The organism is Methylobacterium sp. HJ2, from assembly GCF_056431005.1.
Genome location: NZ_JBWJYM010000005.1, coordinates 311,050 through 331,486, shown reverse-complemented (window position 1 = coordinate 331,486; position 20,437 = coordinate 311,050). Strand labels below are relative to the sequence as shown.

The following is a 20,437-nucleotide window of genomic DNA, read 5'->3' as shown; positions in this document are numbered from 1 at the left end:
CCCGGCTCTGTCGGTTCGGCGTCTTGTTCGGACCTGTCGCGCGGCGACCGCCCCAGGGGAGGCCAATGGGTTTCGGCGCGCCTGCCGGGTGGCCCCGGGAGCAACGCCGCGCAGGGGAAGATCCATTACGCGGCGAAATCGTGTTGCGATGCAAGCGCCAAGCTCAGTAATCCCCGGGCCCGGCTGTCAGGGTGGGCAGTCCTGTAGCAGAATTTCCCCGCCGCCGGCCCGGATCCACGGCCTCAGGGGCCGATGCCCAGCGACTTCAGCTTGCGGTGCAGGGCCGAGCGCTCCATGCCGATGAACTCGGCCGTGCGGGAGATGTTGCCCGAGAACCGCGCGATTTGGGCGACGAGGTACTCCCGCTCGAAGATCTCGCGGGCCTCGCGCAGCGCCAGGCTCATCAGCTTCTCGCCGCCCGCCCCCGCGGGGGTCGTCGGCACCAGGGCGCCGATCTCGGAGGGCAGCATCTCGGAGGTGACCTCCTGGTCCGGGTCGGCCTGGGTCAGGATCATCAGGCGCTCGACGTTGTTCTTGAGCTGGCGGACGTTGCCCGGCCAGTTGTGCGACTGCAGCACCGCCATCGCGTCCTCGGCGATGACCCGGCGCGGCAGGCCGGTCTGGGCCGAGATGTTGTCCATGAAGAAGCTGATCAGCTCGGGCACGTCCTCGCGGCGCTCGGAGAGCGCGGGCACCCGGATCGGCACCACCGAGAGGCGGTGGAACAGGTCCTCGCGGAAGCGGCCCGCGGCGATCTCCTCGGCGAGGTCCTTCGACGAGGAGGAGATGATGCGCACGTCGACATGCACCCGGGTGGTGCCGCCGACCCGCTGGAAGTTCTGGTCGACGAGGACGCGCAGGATGCGGTTCTGCGTCTCGCGCGGCATGTCGGCGACCTCGTCGAGGTAGAGCGTGCCGCCATGCGCCTCCTCCAGCGCGCCGACCCGCCGCCCGGCCTCGCCCTCGACGCCGAACAGCTCGGCCTCCATCGTCTCGGGCAGGATCGCGGCGGCGTTGAGGAGCACGAAGGGTCCGCTCGCCCGGGCCGAGGCCTTGTGCAGCGAGCGCGCGGCGAGCTCCTTGCCGGAGCCCAGCGCCCCGGTGATCATCACCCGGGCATTGGTGGGGGCCACCCGGTCGATGGTCTGGCGCAGCTGGTTGGCGGCCACCGAGGCGCCGACGATGCGGTTGGCGTGGCCCGAGCGCGCCTTGAGGTCGCGCACCTCGCGCCGGAGCCGGGAGGCCTCGAGCGCGCGCTCCGCCACCAGGATCAGCCGGTCGGCCTTGAACGGCTTCTCGATGAAGTCGTAGGCGCCCGCCTTGATCGCCGAGACCGCGGTCTCGATGTTGCCGTGGCCCGAGATCATCACCACCGGCAGGTCCGGGTGGGCCGCCTTGATCAGGTCGAGCACCTGCAGCCCGTCCAGGCGCGAGCCCTGGAGCCAGATGTCGAGGAAGACGAGGTGGGGCCGGCGCGACTCGATCGCGGCCATGGCCTCGTCCGAGCCGCCGGCGGTGCGGCAGCGATGGCCCTCGTCGTCGAGGATGCCGGCCACGAGGTCGCGGATGTCGGCCTCGTCGTCGACGATCAGGATATCGGCGCTCATGGGTGCATCTCCGCGATCTGGGGGGCCGTCCGCGCGGCGCCCTTCTCCACTGTCGTGGCGGTTGTGTCAGGCGCCGTCGGCGCATCGGGCCCCTGCGCCCGCGGAACCCGCATGCGCACCTGCCCCCCGCGCCCGGCGGGATTGTCGTTCAGCTCGATCCCGCCGCCGTGCTCTTCCAGCACCTTGCTGACGATGGCGAGGCCGAGACCCGTCCCGCCCTCGCGGGTCGTCATGTAGGGCTCGAGCAGGCGCTGGCGCCCCTCGGCGGGAAAACCCTTGCCGTTGTCGGTGACGCTGATCACCGCGAAGCCCTCGTCGAGGCCGAGGCTCAGGGAGATCCTGCCTTTGCCGAGCTCGGCCTCGGGCACCTCGATCACCGCCTCGACGGCGTTCTTCAGGATGTTGGTGATCGCCTGCGAGAGGAGGCGGATGTCGAAGGCGGCGGTGATGCGCTCGGAGGTCGTGTCCGTCTCGGCCGTGAAGGCGAAGTCGATCTCGGGATGCGCCACCCGCATCATGAACAGGTTCTGCTTGGCGATCTCGGTGAGGTCGTTCTCGGCGATCGCCGGCTTGGGCATGCGGGCGAAGGAGGAGAACTCGTCGACCATGCGCTTGATCTCGTCGACCTGGCGCACGATCGTCGCGGTGCACTGGTCGAAGACCTCGCGGTCCTGGACGATGACCTTGCCGTACTTGCGCCGGATGCGCTCCGCCGAGAGCTGGATCGGCGTCAGCGGGTTCTTGATCTCGTGGGCGATGCGGCGCGCCACATCCGCCCAGGCCGAGGTGCGCTGGGCCGAGACGAGGTCGGTGATGTCGTCGAGCGTCACCACGTTGCCGCGCGCCGCGCCTTGCGCCTGCTCGCTCGTCACCCGCACCGTGACGGTGCGCTCGCGGCCCGCGCGCGTCAGCTGGATCTGCTGCTGCACCGCGCGCTGCCGGCTCTCGCCCTCGGCGAGCACGGGCGCGAGCTCGGGCACCGCCTGGTTGAGCGGCTGGCCGACCAGCGCGCTGCTGCCGAGGTCGAGCATCCGCTCGGCGGCCGGGTTGGCAATGGTGACGAAGCCGCCCGCGTCGATGCCGATGACGCCCGGCGAGACGCCCGAGAGCACGGCCTCGGTGAAGCGGCGGCGGCGGTCGATCAGGTCGCTCGCCGCGGTCAGACCGTCGTGCTGCCGGCGCAGCTCCTGCGTCATCTTGTTGAAGCTGGCGCCGAGATGGGCGAGGTCGCCGTCGGATTTGCGCGCCGGCACCTGCGCGTAGAAATTGCCCGACGCCACTTGGTCGGCGGCGTTGATGAGCCGCCGGATCGGCGCGACGAAGCGGTTGGCGAAGTTCATGCCGAACCACACCGCCGACAGCAGCGCGATCAGGGCGATCAGCACGAAGACCGACGCGAAGGTGATCTGGATCGAGCTGCGCAGGGAATCGTAGGTGAGGTACTCGGCGGCGGCGGCGCGCGACACGCCCGGGAACTCGATGGCGAGCTGGCTCACCTCCCGCTGCACCATCAGCACCGCGTCGTCGTAGGCCGGCATGCGCAGCAGCGCGGCGAAGACGCGGCCCTCGGTGGGGAGCAGGCAGAGCGGGTCGTTCGACTTCGCCGCGTCCTCGAAGGCCGCGGCCGAGGGCAAGCGCGTCGCCTTCAGCACGTCGATCTTGGCCTTGGCCACCACCTCGGTCGGCCCGCGCATGATCTGGGCGACGGGCAGGCCGAGATTGGTGGCGCGCGTCGTGAGGAAGTTCTCGAACCAGTCGCGGTTCACGTCGAAGTTCGGGCGCGCACGCGTCAGGTCGTCGTTCAGGATGCGGATCTCGCGGGCGAGCGACTGGCACTGGTTCTCCTGGTAGGCGTCGGCCACCTCCACGGATTTCAGCACCACGTCGCGGACCCGGTCGGTGAAGCCGAGCGAGAGGCCGCGGTCGATCGTCACCGAGGCCACCACCGCGAGCAGGATGGTGGGCAGGATCGCGATCAGCGAGAACAGGCCGACGATGCGGGTGTGCAGCCGCGCCACCGCGGCATTGGCCTGCCGCGCCCGCAGGAAGACGCGCGCCTCCCAGGCGATGACGACGACGAGGCCGAGCACCAGCACCACGTTGATGGCCAGCAGCGTCACGCCGACGGTCGGCGTCGGCGTCACCCGGATCACCCCGGCCAGGATCAGGAAGGTGGCGATGGCCGAGACCAGGGCCGTGACCACCACGGCGGCCCCGATCCAGCCCGGTCCGCGCGGGTCGGGACGGACCGGATCGGGCGGGGCGGCACCGGCCTCGCCGGGGCCCGTGGCGGGCTCGACCGAAGTGCTTCTACGCAGGAACGGCATGCGTGATGCAGGGCCACAACAGTGTGGCGAAATTAATACGAATCCGGTGCGGGAGGCCCGCGCCGGCCCCAGGATCGCGGGCGGCGGGGCCACCCCGGACCGATCGCCGCGGGGCGGCGCGCCCGCCTTCGCTTGACCGGCCGGGCCGTCGTGCTAGTCCGGTCGACGGAGGCGAACGGGGTCTGGTGGCCCTCCTGGTCTTCAAAACCAGCGGTACGCCAAAAGCGTACGGTGGGTTCGATTCCCATCCGCTTCCGCCAGATTTCTCCTCTAAGTAATTGTTTTGACTGATTTTTTGGGGGAGATGGGTTTTTCGGCCCCAATCTCGGCCCTAACAGATTTTCCGGTTTCAGGCGGCTTTCCGCGGCTCTCGGCGTACCGTTCAGTGGGTCGATCAGCGACAGCATGCCACCCCCATTGACGCCGTGGCTGCCGATCCGCCGCCTTGAGATATGCGATCACGCGCAGGACGCGGGATGATCGCCGCCGGGTATTCACCGGCGGCCGCGTCAGGTCCCCGCGCTCACGCGATCATGCTGTCCCATTCAGCATTTGCCGCAGCAGCTTGCCGCCTCGAGACGCTTTCGTCTGGAAAGCCCGGCGGGGTTCGGCACCCCCATAGACGACGACACGCGCTTCCTCCTGCGTCACGCCCCACAGCTTGGCGGCGCGCGCCACGACGAGCGCCGCTCCCCCTGCCCGCACGCGCGGCAACAGGGCCTGGTGAACGAAGCGGCGGATCGCCAGGGACGATGGGAGCGTCGGCGCCACCCTCCTCGCCACGGCTCCCTTCTCCGAATGATAGGGCACGAGCTGCAGCATGCAGATCTCGGAAGCGTCGGACTCCGCGATGTCCGGCCCGAACGTGCTGCGGGCCCAACGGTATCCAGGATGCGTCGCGTGCGCCTCGAGGAGGTACAGGTACGGACGATCGCCTGCGAGGTTGGCCCGGAGCGCGGCCCTGAACGCCGGTCGCGCCTCCTCGGCCGGGTCATCCGCGCTCAGGCCCGGATTGAGGGCGAGCACGTAGACCTTGGCGTTGCGCAGAGATCCGGCCCACGGCACCGGATGCAGCCCGAGAGCAAAGTCGTTTGCGGAGGCTTGCGCTTCATCTGCCGGGTGAACATGCGCCTCGCCGAGGCGTGACCAGAGCCCGACAAGCTCATCGACTGAGCGGGTCCAGGCATCGACGGCGTCCGAACTTGCCATAGCGATTTCCCCGTTGTGTTCGGATGCGGTCTGCGAGACGAGGCCGCCGTCCCGGAATACGATCTCGCCGATACCAGGGCGGAACAAGCGAAGCCCCTCCCCCATCCCGGCGAACTTCGAGTGATCGGGCGCCGTCCGATCCGCGGGCCAGCTGGCCTCGAACAACTGGCCAGCCACGGCCTCGATGCGCTCCCGCCATGCCAGGATCCCACGCCAGTCCTGCGGGATCCCGGAGAGGCCGTAGACCGCACCCGCGAGCTGACCCGCGACCGCGGCGGTGGTATCGGCGTCGTCCCCGAGGTTGGCGGCCAGGAGCACCGCGGAGCGGAAGTCGCTCGTGTGCGAGACTGCCCACACCGCCGCCTGAAGGGTGCGCACGACGTGACCGGAGCCCGTGATCGCGTCCCGGTGCAGACCGCGCCAGCCACCCTCGATTCCCTCCGCCGTCTCGCCCTCCAGCAGGGTGCCGAGCGCTGTGCCGGCAATGGTTCGGGCGAGGAGGTCGGCGAGCTGGCGCGAGCAGCGGATTGCCGCGGGTGCCCCGTGCGTGGTGCGGGTTTGTCGGTCGCAAGCCGCGCGCAGGGCCGCTCCATCCTGCCAGTGTCGGACGGCGACCGGGGCGAGCCGCATCAGCGCGCCATTGCCCGCCGTCGCCGCGCTCGTCGACCCGGCAATCGGGTCGCCGGTCCGCGCGTACCGCTCCAGCGCGGCGCGGGTGGCGTTGCCGATGTCGAAGCAGGTTCCTGTGCAGGAGTAATCCCCGCGCCGGTACCAGGCGCTGAAGCGGTCCATCAGGTCGACGGCGTCGACGGACGGGTCGTGCGCGAGGCTGTCGGCCAGCGCCAGAGCCTGTGCCGTGTCATCCGTCCACTGCCCCGCCCGCAGCCCGAACGGGCCGCCGCCGACAATCGTCTCCAGCACGGCGCGCACGGGCTTGGGCTGAAACTCGAGGGTGGTCCCGAGCGCGTCACCGACTGCCAACCCGACGAGCGCGCCGAGCGCGCGGTCGCGTGCGGCCTCGCGCGCCGTGGACGGCTCGAGGAGCGGCGTCGGGCGTCCGGCCGACACCCACGCGTCCTGCTCCCGTGTCGCGATCGCTTCCGGGTGTGCCCTCCGCACGGCGATGATCGCCTCACCCGTCGGCACGCCGTCCTCGACGAGGAGACGCGCCGCGATCATGCCGGCATGGCCAAGGCCGCCCTGACAATGAACGAGCACACGCGCGCCGCGAGCCAGGAGGCCCCGCAGCCGGCTCGAGAGCGTGGGCCACCCTGCCTCGAGGACGGGGTCCGACCCAGATCCATCCTCAATCGGGACGCAGTGCCATTCCATGTGCCGGGCCCGCACCGCGGCGCCGAGGGCTGCGGTCTCGCGGCTGTCCAGCTCGTGGGCCGCCAGCAGCGAGACGACCGCGGCCGCGCCCCAGCGGGCGACGCTGTCGAGGTCGATGCTGAGGTCCCGAGCGCGCAGATCGGTGAGGCCGCAGGCCTCCTTCCTTTCGGGTGCCCCGACGACCCCGATGCGTCCGTACCGCCGGCCGACGGCGATCTCGGCGATGTGCAGCTGGCTGTCGTCTGTCTTCGGCATGGTGTTCTCCTCGGTTGCCGGACGACAGTGGCCCATCCTAGGGTGGCCCGAGATGTCCGTCGGAATTGTCCGGGCTGGGCCGGGAGGGAACGTGGGCGGACTCTACGTCGGCTTCTACTGGACGCTGCCGGTCAACCGGATCGGCTTCCGCCACCTGCCGAAGGACGTGGCAGAGGCGGCGGCGGTAAGTACCACCATCCGCTACCAGCGTGCCCTCACGCACCGCTATGTCCTGGATCTGGAAGGGCGCCTGGAAGGTCGGCTCCTGGGGGAGATCGCGTTCATGGATACGCGGCCCGACAGGGCGACGGAGGCGGTGCGCGAGGCGCTCGGCCGTGTGAAGGACATCACGGGCGGGCGCCGGGCCGCGGTGATCCACGTGGCCTTCGAGGAACGGGCGTGGCGCGACAACCGCTACCTCGTCGATCAGCTGGAGGCGCTCGGCGTGGAGCGCGTCCCCCTCTCACCCGAGGCCATCACCCTCGACGGGCAGCGGCTCGATCCCGTCGAGCATTTCACCGCCTGGCGCGAGCGTGAGACCGCAGCGATGGTCGCGTTGCGACTGTCAGCCTACGCGAGCCTGCGCGCGGCGCTCGCCGCAGTGCCGGATGGTCAGGGTCGCTGGCAGACCGTCGCCGCGCGCCTGAACGCGGACGGGGTCGGGACGGTGCGCGGCGGGCGCTGGACGCCCGAGAATGTGCGCAAGCTGGCCGGACGTCTGCCGGGGGAGGCCGTGGCGTGAGCGAGGGCATGTTCATCGTGCGCGACGACGGTACGCTCGTGCCGATGCGCGCGAGTCCGTTCGAGAGCGAGGCCGTGTTCCAGACCCTGCTGGCCGCACATCCGAGCCTGCTCGCGGGTGAGGCCGTCGATCCCGATAGCCCCCGTCGGTGGCTTCTCATCGCGCGCGAGCAGGGGGTACCGGGTGAGGAGGGCGGGGCCGGGCGCTGGTCGCTCGACCACCTCTTCGTCGATCAGGACGGCGTGCCGACCCTGGTGGAGGTGAAGCGGGCGAGCGACACGCGCGGGCGGCGCGAGGTCGTGGCACAGATGCTGGACTACGCGGCCAACGGGGTTGTCTACTGGCCGGCCGAGGCGCTCCGGGCGCAGTTCGCGCGCGCCTGCGCCGCGGACGGGCGCGATCCGGACGACGCCGTGCGCGCGCTGCTCGAGAGCCCCGAGGCCGACACTGACGCGTTCTGGACAGAAGTTGACGTCAACCTGCGGGCCGGGCGCATCCGCATGGTGTTCGTGGCGGACGTCATCCACCCCGAGCTGAAGCGCATCGTCGAGTTCCTGAACGCACAGATGAGCCCGGCCGAGGTGATCGCGCTGGAGCTGCGCCACTACGCCGGACAGGGCCTGCGCACGTTGGTCCCCCGGGTGATCGGGCGCACGGCGGAGGCCGAGCGGCGCAAGGGCGGTAGCAGCAAGGCACCTGGGGTGTCTCGTCCCAGTCTCGCCGAGTGGTTCGCGCGATTCGAGACGGAACGCGGCGCGGAGGAGCTGGCACTTGCCGAGGCCATCCGCGACTGGTGGCAGGCGCGAGGGGCGCAGATCGGCACGACGCGCTCGCAGCGCCCATCCCTGTACGGCCAGATCACGCAGGCGGGGCGCACGGGCTACCCGGTCTTCATCAAGGCGGGCGGCCGGGTGACGACGGGGCTCTACGCGATCAAGAGCCTCTCGCCGTTCGATCAGGAAAGTGCGCGTCAGGCGATCGTGGCGGCACTCGCGCAGGGCACGGGCCTCACCTTCTCGGATCGCGCCTTCGACGGTGAGCCGAGCGTCCTGCTTGCGCATCTGCAGGACCCGGTTGTTCGGGAGGCGGTGTTCGCCGTATGGGACGCGCTCATGGAGCGCGTCCGGCGCGGCGCGTGACGTCCTGACATTGCCGGTGTCGCACCGACCCAACCCTCTCCGAGGGGCGACGCCGATGCGCACTTCGAGGGCCAGGACGGGGTCGACCGGATACGGGCGACCGCGCCGCTGCACCAGCGTGAGGAGCGATCGATCATGAGCGGAGTAGCTGACGGCGCAGCCTTCGCTCCGACGCCCACGCGCGTCTACGAGCGCGACACCGACGCGCTGTTCCTCAGGCTTTTGAGGGCCGGCCCGAGCGTCGCCGCCGCTCTCGTTGAGAAGGTCGTGGGCCGACGTTTGATCACGGCGGTCGAGGTGAACGGCCAGGTCCCCCATGTGGTCGGCACCGGGTCGGTGGACATCCGGCTGCGCTTCATGGGCGGCCCGGTGCTGCTGATCGAGAACAAGATCGACGCGGCCTACAGCATCACGCGCGCAGGGGATGGTCAGCCGCAGCGATACCGAGCGAGCGTGGCCGCGCTGCGTGACGCAGGGCAGGAGGCGTATGCGGTGTTGCTGGCGCCGGCGCGCTACCTCGCAGCCAGCCGGTTCGCCGACCTGTTCGACGCCCGGATCGCATACGAGGAGCTGATCGACCTGATGACGGCCGGGGATCGGACGCTGCTCGAACACGCGATTGCACAGGCCGCCACGCCCTACGAGCCGGTCGCCAACGCGAGCGCGGGCGCGTTCTTCATCGCTGTGCGCCAACTTACGGGCGAGCGCTTTCCCGACCTCGTGATGAAGCGAGATCCGAACGCCGAAGGCGTCCGACCTGACGCATCACGCACCGTCTACTTCGACGTACCGCGCACCCTGCGGCGGCATGCCGGCCTCGCCGCACCGCGAATGTCGCTCCAGTGTTGGGACAGCGCGGCCGCCGCGGCGTCCGTCAAGATCATGATACCCGACTGCGCGGCGCTGGCCGGTCGCCTCGCCGTGCCGCAGAGCCTGACCGACCTGGGCGGCTACCTGCGGCCGGCAGGCCGCTCGCTCGGCATCGTGATCGACACGCCGCGCCTCGACACGCAAGCGCCATTCGCCGAGCAGGCCGATGACGTCGTGGAGGCACTCGAGGCTGCCATCCGGCTGCAGGGCTGGTGGAACGGTAACGGCGACGTTCTGCGGGGATGGATGCAGGCGTGACCCCCTTTCGTGATTTGACGGCTCCCGTCCGCACCGAAGCCCTCTCCCATGTCTGCCAGATGGGCTTTTCACCCTCGATCCCGGACCGGCTTTGCACAGGGGCTGAGACGGATTCGCTGCCCGGATCGGTTCATCTGAGGCGTTCCAGCAAACCGGGCCGTCGCGATGCTGCGATCCATCGAAGTCCCGTCGGGGCGTCCTACGAACGTTTGCGTCCACCCCGCAGCGCCACGGGCGGTGCCTCGCCCTCGCCGGGCGCCACGAACAATTCGCCCAGCGGTACGGCCAGTGCCTCTGCGACCTTGTCGAGCAGGTCAACCGTCGGGTTCTCCGCCTGCCGCTCCAACCCGCCGAGATACGCCCGGTCCACGCCCGCGTCTGCCGCCAGCCGCTCCTGGCTCAGGCCCTGCGCGACGCGCACCCGCCGCAGATTCCACGCCACCAATGCCCGTCCCTTCATGGGTCAGGATCAGCAGACAGCGCGGGCTATCTAACCACTGGCTATAGCCACAGGGTAAGGCTAAGGTTGCCGCGCGGCGGGGGGAGACCGCACGGGGCAGGCAGGGTCACGATGCGCGTGCGCATCCACCGCGGCACACGCGAGATCGGCGGCACCTGCGTCGAGCTGGAGCACGACGGCGCCCACCTGCTGCTCGACCTTGGCCTGCCCCTAGACGCGGACCCTGACGACGCGAGTCGTCACCCCGTAATCGAGGGGCTGGCAGGCGGCGGCGACCTCCTCGCGCTCGTCCTCAGCCACGGCCACCGCGATCACGTCGGCCTCAGCCACCTCGCCGGACCGGACCTGCCCGTCGTGCTCGGCGCCGCGACGCTGCGCATCCTGCAGGCGGCCGCGGCCTTCGTGCCCGAGAGCCACGTCCCCACCAACACGATCACCTTCGCCGAGGGGCAGACGCTCGCGTTCGGCCCGTTCACGGTCACGCCGATCCTCGTCGACCACTCGGCCTACGACGCCTACGCTTTGCTGGTAGAGGCCGGCGGGCAGCGGCTGCTCTACTCCGGCGACCTGCGCGCGCACGGGCGCAAGGGCGCGCTGTTCGAGCGCCTCGTGCGTGACCCGCCACGCGGGATCGACACGCTGCTGCTGGAAGGGTCGAGCCTCGGGCGCCGCGACGACGACCGCACCTTCCCGAGCGAGGCGGAGATTGAGGCGCGCTTCGTCAGGTTGTTCGGCGATACCACCGGTCTCGCGCTGGTCGCGGCCTCAGCCCAGAACATCGACCGCGTCGTCTCGCTCTACCGGGCGTGCAAGCGCACCGGCCGCACGCTGGTGCTCGACCTCTACGCCGCCGAGGTGCTGGCCGCCACCGGGAGCCCGCACGTGCCCCAGTCCGATTGGCCGGGCGTGGCCGTGTTCGTGCCCCATCACCAGCGCGTGCGGGTCAAGCGCACCGGCCGCTTCGACCTGATCGAGCGGCACGGCGCGAACCGCATCTACCCCGAGCAGCTCGCGGCCATGGCCCCGCGGGCCGCTGTGCTGTTCCGCCACTCGCTACTGCCCGACCTCGACCGGGCGGGCTGCCTGCCGGACGCGCGGGCGTTCTGGTCGCAGTGGGCAGGCTATCTCGACCAGCCCCGAGGCCGGGCGCTCACCGCCGACCTCGCCGCGCGCGATATCCCGCTCACCCACGCCCATACCTCGGGCCATGCCAGCATCCCGGACCTCAAGCGCCTCGCAGCGGCGATCGCACCGCGGCAGCTCGTTCCGGTCCACACCTTCGAACCCGAGCGCTTCCCGGTGCTGTTCGGGTCTTGCGTCACGATCAGAGAGGACGGACAATGGTGGGAGACGGCGGCATGAGCAGCGTGGAGAGCGCCCCCGGAAGCGGTACGGCTGCCGTCCCGTATCGAGGCCTGGGCAAACCCTTCCTCGCCGCTCTCGAGGCTCTGACGGCTGCGCCGAACGGAGCATGGTGGGCCGACGTGCTCGCCGACCCGGACCTGCTGCTGGCGGTCCGGAACCGGTCGCTCAACGTCTACTACCGCGGTGCCTCGCTCTTCCGGATCACCCCGGCGGGCGCGGGCGTCGCGGCTGAGACGCACGTGAAGTATCTCGTGCGCCAGCGCCAAGCCATGACCCGCCTTGCCGCGGAGGGCGGATTCGGTCTCGATCCGGCGGCAGCGGTCTGGACCCGCTATGAAGGCCCGGTGACGCTGGCCGAAATGAAGCGGGCTGCGACGCCGCTCGCCGGTCTGGAAAAGACGGGTGTGCACGCGCTGGCGCAGGCCAGCCCGAACGTCGTCGATGTCGAGGTCTCACTCACCGGGGCACCCCTCGATACCGCGGCCGAGCCTGACGGAGCGCAAGCGGAGGTGGACGCCGCACTCCAGTCCCCAGGCGCGGACGCGGGTGTGGCCCCAACGCGGCAGGATCGGCTCGACGTCGCCAGCTTGGAGGAGCGGGGCGTGGTCGACGAGGCGTGGCTTGTTTTCCATGAGGCCAAGCTCGCGACAAATCCTGCCCTGCGCTCGAGATCGATCCCAGCCATCGTCGGACAGGTCGAACGCTACCGTGCCACGCTGAAGCACGAGGCCGACCGACTCGCCAAGAGCTACCCCGCCCTGTGCCGCGACCTCGTCCGCCTCGACACCCTACGCCGCACGGTGCGGCTGGCCCGCGGTCTCGACGTGGCTGCGCTGCCGCAGCGCGATCCGCTCGTGGCCGAGGTGGCTGCCGGCGCACGCCGGCTGCGGGTCGACCCCGAGCCGCGCCTTGTCCTGTTCGGCTTCGACGCGGACCAGAGAGACGGCGTGGTCGGGGCGATCACCGAAAGCTTGAGCAACCAGCACGGCCTGCGGGTCTACGCGGTCGGCCGTCCGGGCAGAGGCACAGCCGCCTTCCGCCGCCCGAGAGATCTGCCATCGGGGACAGCCTGACCGAGGGTGCGACCGCCGGCCGCAGCAGGAATCGGCAGCCGGCGGTAAATTCGCGGGGTGGGCAACGGGAATACCTATCCTCGGCTCCGCTGGAGCTTCCGCGAGACCCTTCGTCATGTTCCTCTCGGCTCATCAGTCCACCTCAATCGGCCGCAGGCCTCGCGTTCGCCGGCATATGCATGCCGCCACGACTGCCCTGCGTTTCGGCGTACTGGTCGCGCTCGCCGTCGCTGCGATGCCGGCTCAAGCCGACTCGCCCTTCGAAGGGCGCTACCAGGGCCGCGGCGAGGGACGGCTCAATCTGCAGGTGTTCGAGCTGGGTGACGGCAACGGCACCCACTTCGTCATCGCCGAGACAGCCGTCCCGAACGAGTGCACCGGCGAGTTGCGAGGTCTCGCCAAGCCCGGGGGCGTGGGGGCGCTGGTGCTGACCCGGAAGGAGACGGGTGCGGAGGAGACCTGCGCCCTCACCCTGCGCTTCGGCCCGGATCGCAAGCGCGTGCGGATGGAGGAGCAGGGCTGCGGCGACTTCCACGGGACGTCCTGCGCCTTCGGCGGCGCGCTGACCCGCCGCTGATTTCGTCCTGCTGCGGCCGGGCACCTTCGCGCTGGCCTCTTCCTTACTCCTTTTCACCTCCGACGGATCACCCACCCATGATGCGCGCGATACTGCCGTTCGCCCTGCTGCTGGCTGCCAACCCGGCCAAGGCGACCCCCCCGGTCGACGAGACCGAGGCCGGCGCCTGTCTCGAACTCAAGCTCGACGGCCGGCCCACCCCCTGCAACCGTGACTTCCGCTTCATCGATGATGGCCGGGGCGAGATCAGCTTCGTCACCGGCTACGGGGACGGGCGAGCCGCCCCCAAGATGGTGCTGGCACTGTTCAGCACTCAGGCGCCGGACATGGAGAACGCCTACGGCTACGCGCTGCGCCTGACGAACGTGACGCTGATGACCTACGACAAACCGGACAGCCAGCGGATGTGGAAGGCCACCGGCCTTTGCTTCCTGGTCAAGCCGAACCCGGTGCGCGCCGGCGTGAAGGCGGTGCGGCAGGACATCGTGGTGATGTGCTCAGCCACCCTGGCTGAAGCGGGCGCGCCCATACGTCGGATCGACTGGAAGTTCGTGTTCTGACGAGGCCGGCACCATGAGAGCGATTTCCGCGTGCACGGATGCTGACGTTCCCGGTCCCGATACCCCTCCCGGTGAGCCGCTCATACCAAGCGTCGGCATTTTCTGGGGCGTGCCCGACGGCGGGCGTACGGTGCTGGTCACCGACCGTACGCCCCTGACGCAGGCGGAATCCTACGGCGACTGCCTGACCCACCCGCGCGGGCACCACGAGGTCTGGGAGACCTGGCGTGAACTCGGCGCCACGGCGCTGCGCCGTCGCGGACTGCCACCGGCCATCGCGAGCCATGAGTACGAGGCGTTCCCGCGCGGGCGGGTGGTCTACACGCGCGGGCCGGCGCTGTTCACCCTCTACGCCGACCGGCGCCTGCAGCGGCCGGACACGATCGCCGAACTCGTCCGGTTGTTCGATCTTACGGGGGAGCAGCATGCCGTGCGCTCGGACGCGCACTACCGCACATTCGTCTGAGACTGAGGACACGCAGCATGGGCGGCAGTTCGGCCGACATCGAAGCACTGCTGGTCGACGTCACCGACCCGGGCAACCCGACACCGGGGATGCTGCCGGCCATCTTCCGCGACATCGTCGGGCGGCTCGACGTGGCCGGGCTCGCCTACGCCGTGGTCGGGCGCATCGCGTTGGCCCTGCACGAGCAGGCGCGGTTCGTGCGGGCAATCGAGATCGTCGCAGATCTCGACGCTGATGGGGAGGAGCGCGCCACCGAACTCCTGCGAGCGACACGCGCCCGGTTCGCGGCACACATTGAACCGCACCTGTGCCAGCGGCCCATCGACCTGACGCTGCGATCCTGTGGCTGCGCGACCGAAGCGGCGCTGCTGGCGGAGGCGATCGTCCGCCCGTGGTTCGACGTGCCGGCGCGGCTGGCGAGCGCGGAGCACCTGCTCTGGCTGTGGTGTCGAAGCGAGGCGGTCGACCATGCGATGGATGCCGCCGCGCTGATCGCAGGCGGCGCCGTCGACCTCTACCGCGTACAGCGTCTGCTGCGCGAGACGGACGACTTGGAGGAGAGCGGCCAGCGGCGGCTGCGGTTGGCGATCGGCGACGCGGTCTTGTCAACGATGTCTTCGTTCAGCCGGTTCATGGACGAACGGCGCGCTCGCATCGACCCGAACGATGTGCCGGTCTGGCGACTGCAACTGGCGAAGGCCGCAGAAGGCGAGAGCCGCTGAGAGCGCGGTAGCCCGACATGCCCACTCGCGCATCGCTGCGAAGGGTGATTGGAGCAACGGCTGCCTCGCGGCCGTCACGACCACTACATCACACCTAAAATCACCCCAGCCGGCGGCAGACGGGCTGGACCGGCAGGCCCCCTGCGCCTATGACGTCCGCCCCAGTGGGCGCCAGCGTACCACCAGCAGGCAGGTAGGTGCCTCCCCGGCCATGGCACCTCTGCCGCCCTGCCCCTACGGCTTGGCGCTCTTGAGCTCTCCGCCCGGCTGACCTTAGCACCGAGACCACCCGACCCCGACCCTCGCAGATTTTCCGCGAATCTTGACCCCGCCAAGTATTTGAAACTTGGCACCTCTCGACGGGCCGGTCCTGTCGACACGCGGCCTCGACGCCAGCCAGCGACCTGTAGCTCGCCCCCGCGAGAGAGAGGGTCACGCTTCCGCAGAGCTGGGCAAGGCTCATGCGAACTCGTGACCCTTTGCGGACATTCAAGATGCGACCGTCGAAGGTCCGGATGGGATGGAAAACGGACTTACGAGCGGTCGGCCTGGCCGCTACACCTCCAGCAGCCTTCCTGCGCTCCATCGCACAATCAGTTCCCACCAACAGCCGAGCTTGAAAAGCCGTCGCTGCCGGAACAGTAACCCGTAGTGAAGCTGACATCGATTGTAAGCAGGTCCATCGTAATGGTTCTGGCCGATGGAGAATGGTCAGCCGAACATCCTGCCGACGTTCTTCGAGGGCGACCCCGCAGCCTGGGCGCTCGGGCAATCCTACGTCCGGAAACCGTTCTATTCGCGCAAGGGCGCCAATGTCTCGCTGGGGCTACACGGCTTTGTGCGGGAGGGCGGCACGGGGGCTCTACAGCGTCGAGGGCCACGTGGTGCAGGAGATAGCCAGGATCCCCGGCTTCGGCGGCCGCTAACCCAGTGCTGGGCTCCTGGCTCGTCGCCTCCAAGCCTTGCGACCTCGGCATCCGCAAGGATTCCACGATGATCACCAAGGACACCCCGCGCTTCGTACCGCACATCATCGAAGCGTGAGCGCGGATCGCGGGCGAATCGTGGGCATCGGCGCGACCCGCCTTTCACGAACGGGCAATCCCGAAGTCGGCCGACAAGCAAGGACCCTAAGCCGGGCCTGGAGCCATTTGATTTTCACCAGTCTTTGATGCCTTCGACGCGAGGCCGCTCAGGCGATCCGCAGCGCTTCACGGTCAGCCGAAATCATGGTCTCCTACACCGAGATCCACCGCGCCACACGGAATAGCATCTTGCAGATCCAAGACAGCAGGCTTTGGCTGGAAGCCTTCCAAGCGCGCAAGACGGATTCGACTACCGAGGCCGAGGGCAGAGAGCGCCTGAAGGTGGCTTTCCTTCGAGCTCGCGACAATATCAAGCCTGTCTTGGACACGATCCAGGGGAGCGTTCCTGGCCTGACCGTCCACGACATTTCCCACAGCGATGCGCTCTGGGACACAGCGGATTCGATCACCGGTGCGGACTATTCGCTGAACCCAGTCGAGACGTTCGTGCTTGGGGTCGCATTCTTGATCCATGACGCGGGCATGTCGCTTCCGGCGCTGGGCGGCGTGGATGCGCTGCGGGAAAACGACCTGCGCTGGCGGGCTCACCTGGCGCTCGCCTATCGGGCCAATGAACGTCGGGACCCCACTGAAGAGGAATTGGAGAATCCGTCGGACGACGCGACGCGGCAGGCAACGGCGAGCCTCCTCCGCGAACGCCACGCCGAAGAAGCCGAGACGATGCTGCTGCGCAGCTGGAGCTGGGCCGGCCGAACCTTCGTCCTCGTTGAGGACTCACAGATCCGTGACACGCTCGGCCCGTCGATCGGGCGGGTCGCAGCCTTTCACGGCGCACCTCTGTCAACCTTCGATGAAATCTTCGGCGGCGAGGCGCGCCTCGGATCGCCGGCGTTCCTGCCTCGCGCGTGGACCTGCGACCTTCTGAAGATCGCTCTGCTCCTACGCGTGGGAGACGCGGCTCAAGTCGACGATCGCCGGGCGCCGACCGCCGTCGCCGCACTTCAGCAACCGAGGGGAGTGTCGCTGCCGCACTGGCAGTTTCAATCTCGCCTGAACCGTCCGGTTCTGGTGCCGCGGCTGAACGCCCTAAGGTACGAGGCGGTCACAGCCTTTAAGGTCGAGGAAGCCGACGCGTGGTGGCTGGCCTTCGAGACGCTTAGAATGGTCGATGCCGAACTCAGCTCGGCCGACGCGCTGCTCCGCGACAGACGCTCGGACGCCGACCGCTTCATCGCCCGCGCAGTCCAGAACGTGCGGACGCCGACTGACTTCGCCGCCTGCTTCAGGACGTCGGGATGGGTGCCGCTCGACACGACCGTCAAGATCGACGATCCACTGTCCATCGTAAGGCGGCTCGGCGGCGAGCAGCTCTACGGGGACGATTATCTCACACCACTGAGAGAGATCATCCAGAACGCGATCGATGCCGTGCTCGCACGAAAAGTCGTGGACGACGAATTTGAGGCGGGCACCGTCCGAGTACACCTACAGGCCGAGGAGGGCGGGTGGAGATTGTCGGTGCGGGACGATGGCCTCGGCATGGACGAGAAGACGCTCGTCGACTTCCTACTCTCCTTCGGGAGCAGCTTCTGGCGATCGGCCGCAGCCGCGCGGGAGTTTCCCGCCCTTCAAACGCCGGCATTCCAACCGACCGGCAGGTACGGATTAGGTTTCTTCTCAATCTTCATGCTCTCCGGCGCCGTGGAGGTGATATCGAAACGCTTTGATGCGGGACGAGAGCAGCTGAGGACACTCAAGTTCCGGAACGGCCTGTCCCAGCGGCCGCTGCTGTACAAGGACGACGCCAACGTTCGTCTAGGGAATTCTAATACCGAGGTCGTCGCACACTTGACGGGTGCAGGCGCTGCCAACATGGCGAGATCCGGGGAGCGTTACGTCTTCGGTCTATCGCGGCTTCCCTTTGAGGAAGCCTTGACCGGCATAGTGAAGCAGTTGACGATCGCTTCGCCAGTAGCGGTATCACTGCACGTCAACGGCGAGACGAAATGGAAGTCGAGGGCTTCCGAGTGGCTTGAATTGAATTCTGCAGATCTTTTTGAAAGAGTAAATCCCGGAGATGATTATCTTTCTCGCCATGATAGTGGGAAACATCAATGGATATATAATCTAATACAGCCAATTAAAGCAGACTCTGAAATTTCTGATTCACGGACAATTGGCCGTATTGGCATATTTCCTGCCGCTTATATGTTCGCTAACTATATGCTCGCGGGGTCTAATGCATGTATTGGGCTGGCGGGCGACCTGCCGGCGACCCGCATCACCAACTTCGCCGGAGTTATCGTTGGAGAACCGGTGCGGGCGGCTCGGGACAAGATCGTCGTCGACGTTGCCAAGCTGAGATGGTCGGAATGGCTCGCCGACCAATGCGCCAGATGTGAAGCGGGCCTAGCCGACGCCTCATTCTCGCATCAGTCGCAAACGGCTCTCTTTCTAATGCAGCTCGGAATTTTATCGTGGCACCTGAAAATATTCATGACGTCGGAAGGGCCACTTTCCCTCACGGACCTCGCCCCCTGGCTCTATCAACGCAATGAGTTCCGCTTCAACTCTAGGAGCTTGTCGAAAGAAGATATTATCGATCAGGACGAAATCGTCGTTGTTCCTGCCTGGAGTCAAGACCTGAGTTTTCTGATCAATTTGCAAAGCATATCTATCAAAAATTACATTCTGAAGACATGTAGATCGACTTGGCAATCAGAGCCTCGGCAAAGCATGATCAGCGAGGGAAGCTGGACGTTCAGTCGTAACTGATCGGGATACGATCTCGTAGACGCATGTGGAACGGATAACATGACGGAAGGGGGCGCATGGCATGACCGAGGTGCGGGACATAAAGCCGAGCTCTCTGACAGATCTCGATTGGTCTCCGTCCTCCGCAGGGCGCTCGCTCGACGAACTTGCTGTCAAGACGCTGGGAGTCTGCAACCAAAATGCAGAGTGGTACAGATCTCGGAAGAACACCAAACGCCTATGGGCTCGCATTCTCCGCTCCCTGGCCGTCCTTATGGTGGTTGGATCCGGGATGATTCCTCTCGTCGGGCAAATCCTCCAGGAGAACGGTCAGCCATACCTGAATCCTCTTTGGGCCTCACTTCTGCTAGTGGCTGCGGGGGGCGCGATTGGTTTCGACCGCCTCTACGGCCTTTCATCCGGATACATGCGGTACCTAACCTCATTCTTGAAGATACAGCACTTGGCGACAATCTATTTGATTGAAAACGAGATGGCGCGGGCGGTGATATCCGGATCCGAGCCGTCGCAGCAGCAAATCCAACAGGCCCTCGCCGCCTCGAAGGCATTGTTGAACGCCGTGCAGGCCATCGTCGAGGCGGAGACATCTGTCTGGGTTCAGGATTTGAGCACGTTCCTAGCGGATGCGGAGAAGAAGCTGGACGCCCAGCGCGATGTGCCGGAGCTCGGATCGATCAATGTCACCGTCTCGAACGGGGAGGAATGCGCCGCTGGGTGGCAGATTTCGATCGACGGCGGACAGGCTCAGGACAGGAGCGGGAAATTCGCAGCCTATGCCGGGCTATCCCCAGGCATGCACGTTGTGAAGGTCAGTGGCGCGATTGATGGCAGAACCAAGTCTGCCGAGCGGGCGGTGGCGATTTCGAAAGGCCAAGTGGTCGATGTGCAAGTGATGCTTGTCTAAGCAAATTCTCCTGCCGAAAGACCACTCGGAAAAATCCATTGTCTTCACCCGATGATGGGCGTGTGCGCAGCGGGGCTCGCGTGGGTGGAGAGCAGTGGCTTTTCGGGGTCAGGTTGTGCGCTGGGAGCCGCCGTGCCGCTCCGATGCCGGCGGCGCGTCCCTCTACGAAAACGACGTCGAACTCGTTGCGCATGTGGTGTAGGTGAAATCGGTCATCAGGCAAGACAAGCGCCGTGGCTTTCAAGCCCCGAGCACCAGCTAGGGCGAGCGCGCGCTCGACCACGTTCTGCGTCAACGGTAGCTGTCGAGTGACAAGCGGCCATTCCAACGGCCCTAAGGGAAGGTCCGGAAGTGGCGCGTCTCAGACGGGGCGACGGCGCTTTGACGCACGGCAGCGAGTGCACCTCGGCTGTCGGACCCGCTATCTTCGCGAAAACATCAGCCAGACCAGGGACGAGGCGCACGCAGCCTGGCGGCGGCGGTGGTGCACTACCTGCGCTTACCTGCCCCTACGCCGACACCCGCCGAAATGCCTGGCGTATCGCCGCCGACGCGGACGACGACGGCTGCGACCGCCGCCTCTTGGTGGACCGGCACCTCGACCGGCGGCCACGCCGAAGCACCAGGCGGACCACGCCATGCGCACCGCCAGCGTGGTAGGGAGCCACACCGCGCTGTCCCCTTCGTCGTTCATCCCGCTGTCCCCTCCGGGAATCCCGGTCCAGCCGCACCTCCGCGGCCGTTGACCCA

Annotated in this window: 15 protein-coding genes, 1 tRNA gene and 2 pseudogenes; 14 read left to right on the top strand and 4 right to left on the bottom strand. The window is 67.8% G+C overall.

What is annotated here, in order from left to right:
- Window positions 1-242: 242 nt before the first annotated feature.
- Window positions 243-1,607, bottom strand: a complete 1,365-nt coding sequence (gene ntrX, locus ACS5RC_RS14980; protein ID WP_478344660.1) for a nitrogen assimilation response regulator NtrX — start codon at window positions 1,605-1,607, stop codon at window positions 243-245.
- Window positions 1,604-3,934 (bottom strand): ATP-binding protein, encoded by a 2,331-nt coding sequence (locus tag ACS5RC_RS14975; protein ID WP_478344659.1) that lies wholly within the window; start codon window positions 3,932-3,934, stop codon window positions 1,604-1,606. Before ACS5RC_RS14975 ends, ntrX begins: the two co-directional genes overlap by 4 nt.
- Window positions 3,935-4,101: 167 nt before the next feature.
- On the opposite strand from ACS5RC_RS14975, the gene ACS5RC_RS14970 reads away from it, so the two are divergent.
- Window positions 4,102-4,194 (top strand) — tRNA-Sec (locus tag ACS5RC_RS14970).
- A gap of 271 nt (window positions 4,195-4,465) precedes the next feature.
- Here ACS5RC_RS14970 and ACS5RC_RS14965 read toward each other — a convergent pair.
- Complete coding sequence (locus ACS5RC_RS14965) at window positions 4,466-6,730, bottom strand: ADP-ribosylglycohydrolase family protein (protein WP_478344658.1); 2,265 nt, start codon at window positions 6,728-6,730, stop codon at window positions 4,466-4,468.
- 91 nt (window positions 6,731-6,821) lie between these two features.
- Between ACS5RC_RS14965 and ACS5RC_RS14960 the strand changes: the two genes are divergently transcribed.
- The 3 genes from ACS5RC_RS14960 to ACS5RC_RS14950 all read left to right on the top strand — a co-directional run bounded on the left by ACS5RC_RS14960 (window position 6,822) and on the right by ACS5RC_RS14950 (window position 9,739).
- Entirely contained in the window at window positions 6,822-7,472 is a 651-nt protein-coding gene (locus tag ACS5RC_RS14960) for a hypothetical protein (protein WP_478344657.1), read from the top strand.
- Window positions 7,469-8,611, top strand: a complete 1,143-nt coding sequence (locus tag ACS5RC_RS14955) for a hypothetical protein (protein WP_478344656.1) — start codon at window positions 7,469-7,471, stop codon at window positions 8,609-8,611. Before ACS5RC_RS14960 ends, ACS5RC_RS14955 begins: the two co-directional genes overlap by 4 nt.
- A gap of 135 nt (window positions 8,612-8,746) precedes the next feature.
- A complete protein-coding gene (locus ACS5RC_RS14950; RefSeq protein WP_478344655.1) occupies window positions 8,747-9,739 on the top strand; it encodes a hypothetical protein in 993 nt (330 codons plus the stop codon).
- A 199-nt stretch (window positions 9,740-9,938) separates the two neighbouring features.
- Here the strand turns inward: ACS5RC_RS14950 and ACS5RC_RS14945 are convergent, their stop codons facing one another.
- Complete coding sequence (locus ACS5RC_RS14945; protein ID WP_478344654.1) at window positions 9,939-10,199, bottom strand: helix-turn-helix domain-containing protein; 261 nt, start codon at window positions 10,197-10,199, stop codon at window positions 9,939-9,941.
- 111 nt (window positions 10,200-10,310) lie between these two features.
- On the opposite strand from ACS5RC_RS14945, the gene ACS5RC_RS14940 reads away from it, so the two are divergent.
- From ACS5RC_RS14940 to ACS5RC_RS14895, 10 genes and pseudogenes are all read left to right on the top strand, one after another.
- Window positions 10,311-11,561, top strand: coding sequence for an MBL fold metallo-hydrolase (locus ACS5RC_RS14940; protein ID WP_478344653.1), 1,251 nt, complete (start codon window positions 10,311-10,313; stop codon window positions 11,559-11,561).
- Window positions 11,558-12,637 carry a hypothetical protein gene (locus ACS5RC_RS14935; RefSeq protein ID WP_478344652.1) on the top strand — a complete coding sequence of 360 codons (1,080 nt, stop codon included), beginning with the start codon at window positions 11,558-11,560 and terminating at the stop codon, window positions 12,635-12,637. Before ACS5RC_RS14940 ends, ACS5RC_RS14935 begins: the two co-directional genes overlap by 4 nt.
- A gap of 175 nt (window positions 12,638-12,812) precedes the next feature.
- Window positions 12,813-13,214 carry a hypothetical protein gene (locus tag ACS5RC_RS14930; RefSeq protein WP_478344651.1) on the top strand — a complete coding sequence of 134 codons (402 nt, stop codon included), beginning with the start codon at window positions 12,813-12,815 and terminating at the stop codon, window positions 13,212-13,214.
- Window positions 13,215-13,291: 77 nt separating this feature from the next.
- Entirely contained in the window at window positions 13,292-13,774 is a 483-nt protein-coding gene (locus ACS5RC_RS14925) for a hypothetical protein (protein ID WP_478344650.1), read from the top strand.
- A gap of 130 nt (window positions 13,775-13,904) precedes the next feature.
- Window positions 13,905-14,240, top strand: a complete 336-nt coding sequence (locus ACS5RC_RS14920) for a hypothetical protein (protein WP_478344649.1) — start codon at window positions 13,905-13,907, stop codon at window positions 14,238-14,240.
- Window positions 14,241-14,257: 17 nt separating this feature from the next.
- Entirely contained in the window at window positions 14,258-14,962 is a 705-nt protein-coding gene (locus tag ACS5RC_RS14915; protein ID WP_478344648.1) for a hypothetical protein, read from the top strand.
- 700 nt (window positions 14,963-15,662) lie between these two features.
- Window positions 15,663-15,776, top strand: a pseudogene (locus tag ACS5RC_RS14910) (hypothetical protein); the annotation flags it as partial.
- 110 nt (window positions 15,777-15,886) lie between these two features.
- Window positions 15,887-16,006: pseudogene (locus ACS5RC_RS14905) on the top strand (glutathionylspermidine synthase family protein); the annotation flags it as partial.
- A 185-nt stretch (window positions 16,007-16,191) separates the two neighbouring features.
- Window positions 16,192-18,783 carry an HD domain-containing protein gene (locus ACS5RC_RS14900; protein WP_478344647.1) on the top strand — a complete coding sequence of 864 codons (2,592 nt, stop codon included), beginning with the start codon at window positions 16,192-16,194 and terminating at the stop codon, window positions 18,781-18,783.
- A 61-nt stretch (window positions 18,784-18,844) separates the two neighbouring features.
- Entirely contained in the window at window positions 18,845-19,687 is an 843-nt protein-coding gene (locus tag ACS5RC_RS14895) for an SLATT domain-containing protein (RefSeq protein WP_478344646.1), read from the top strand.
- Window positions 19,688-20,437 lie beyond the last annotated feature (750 nt).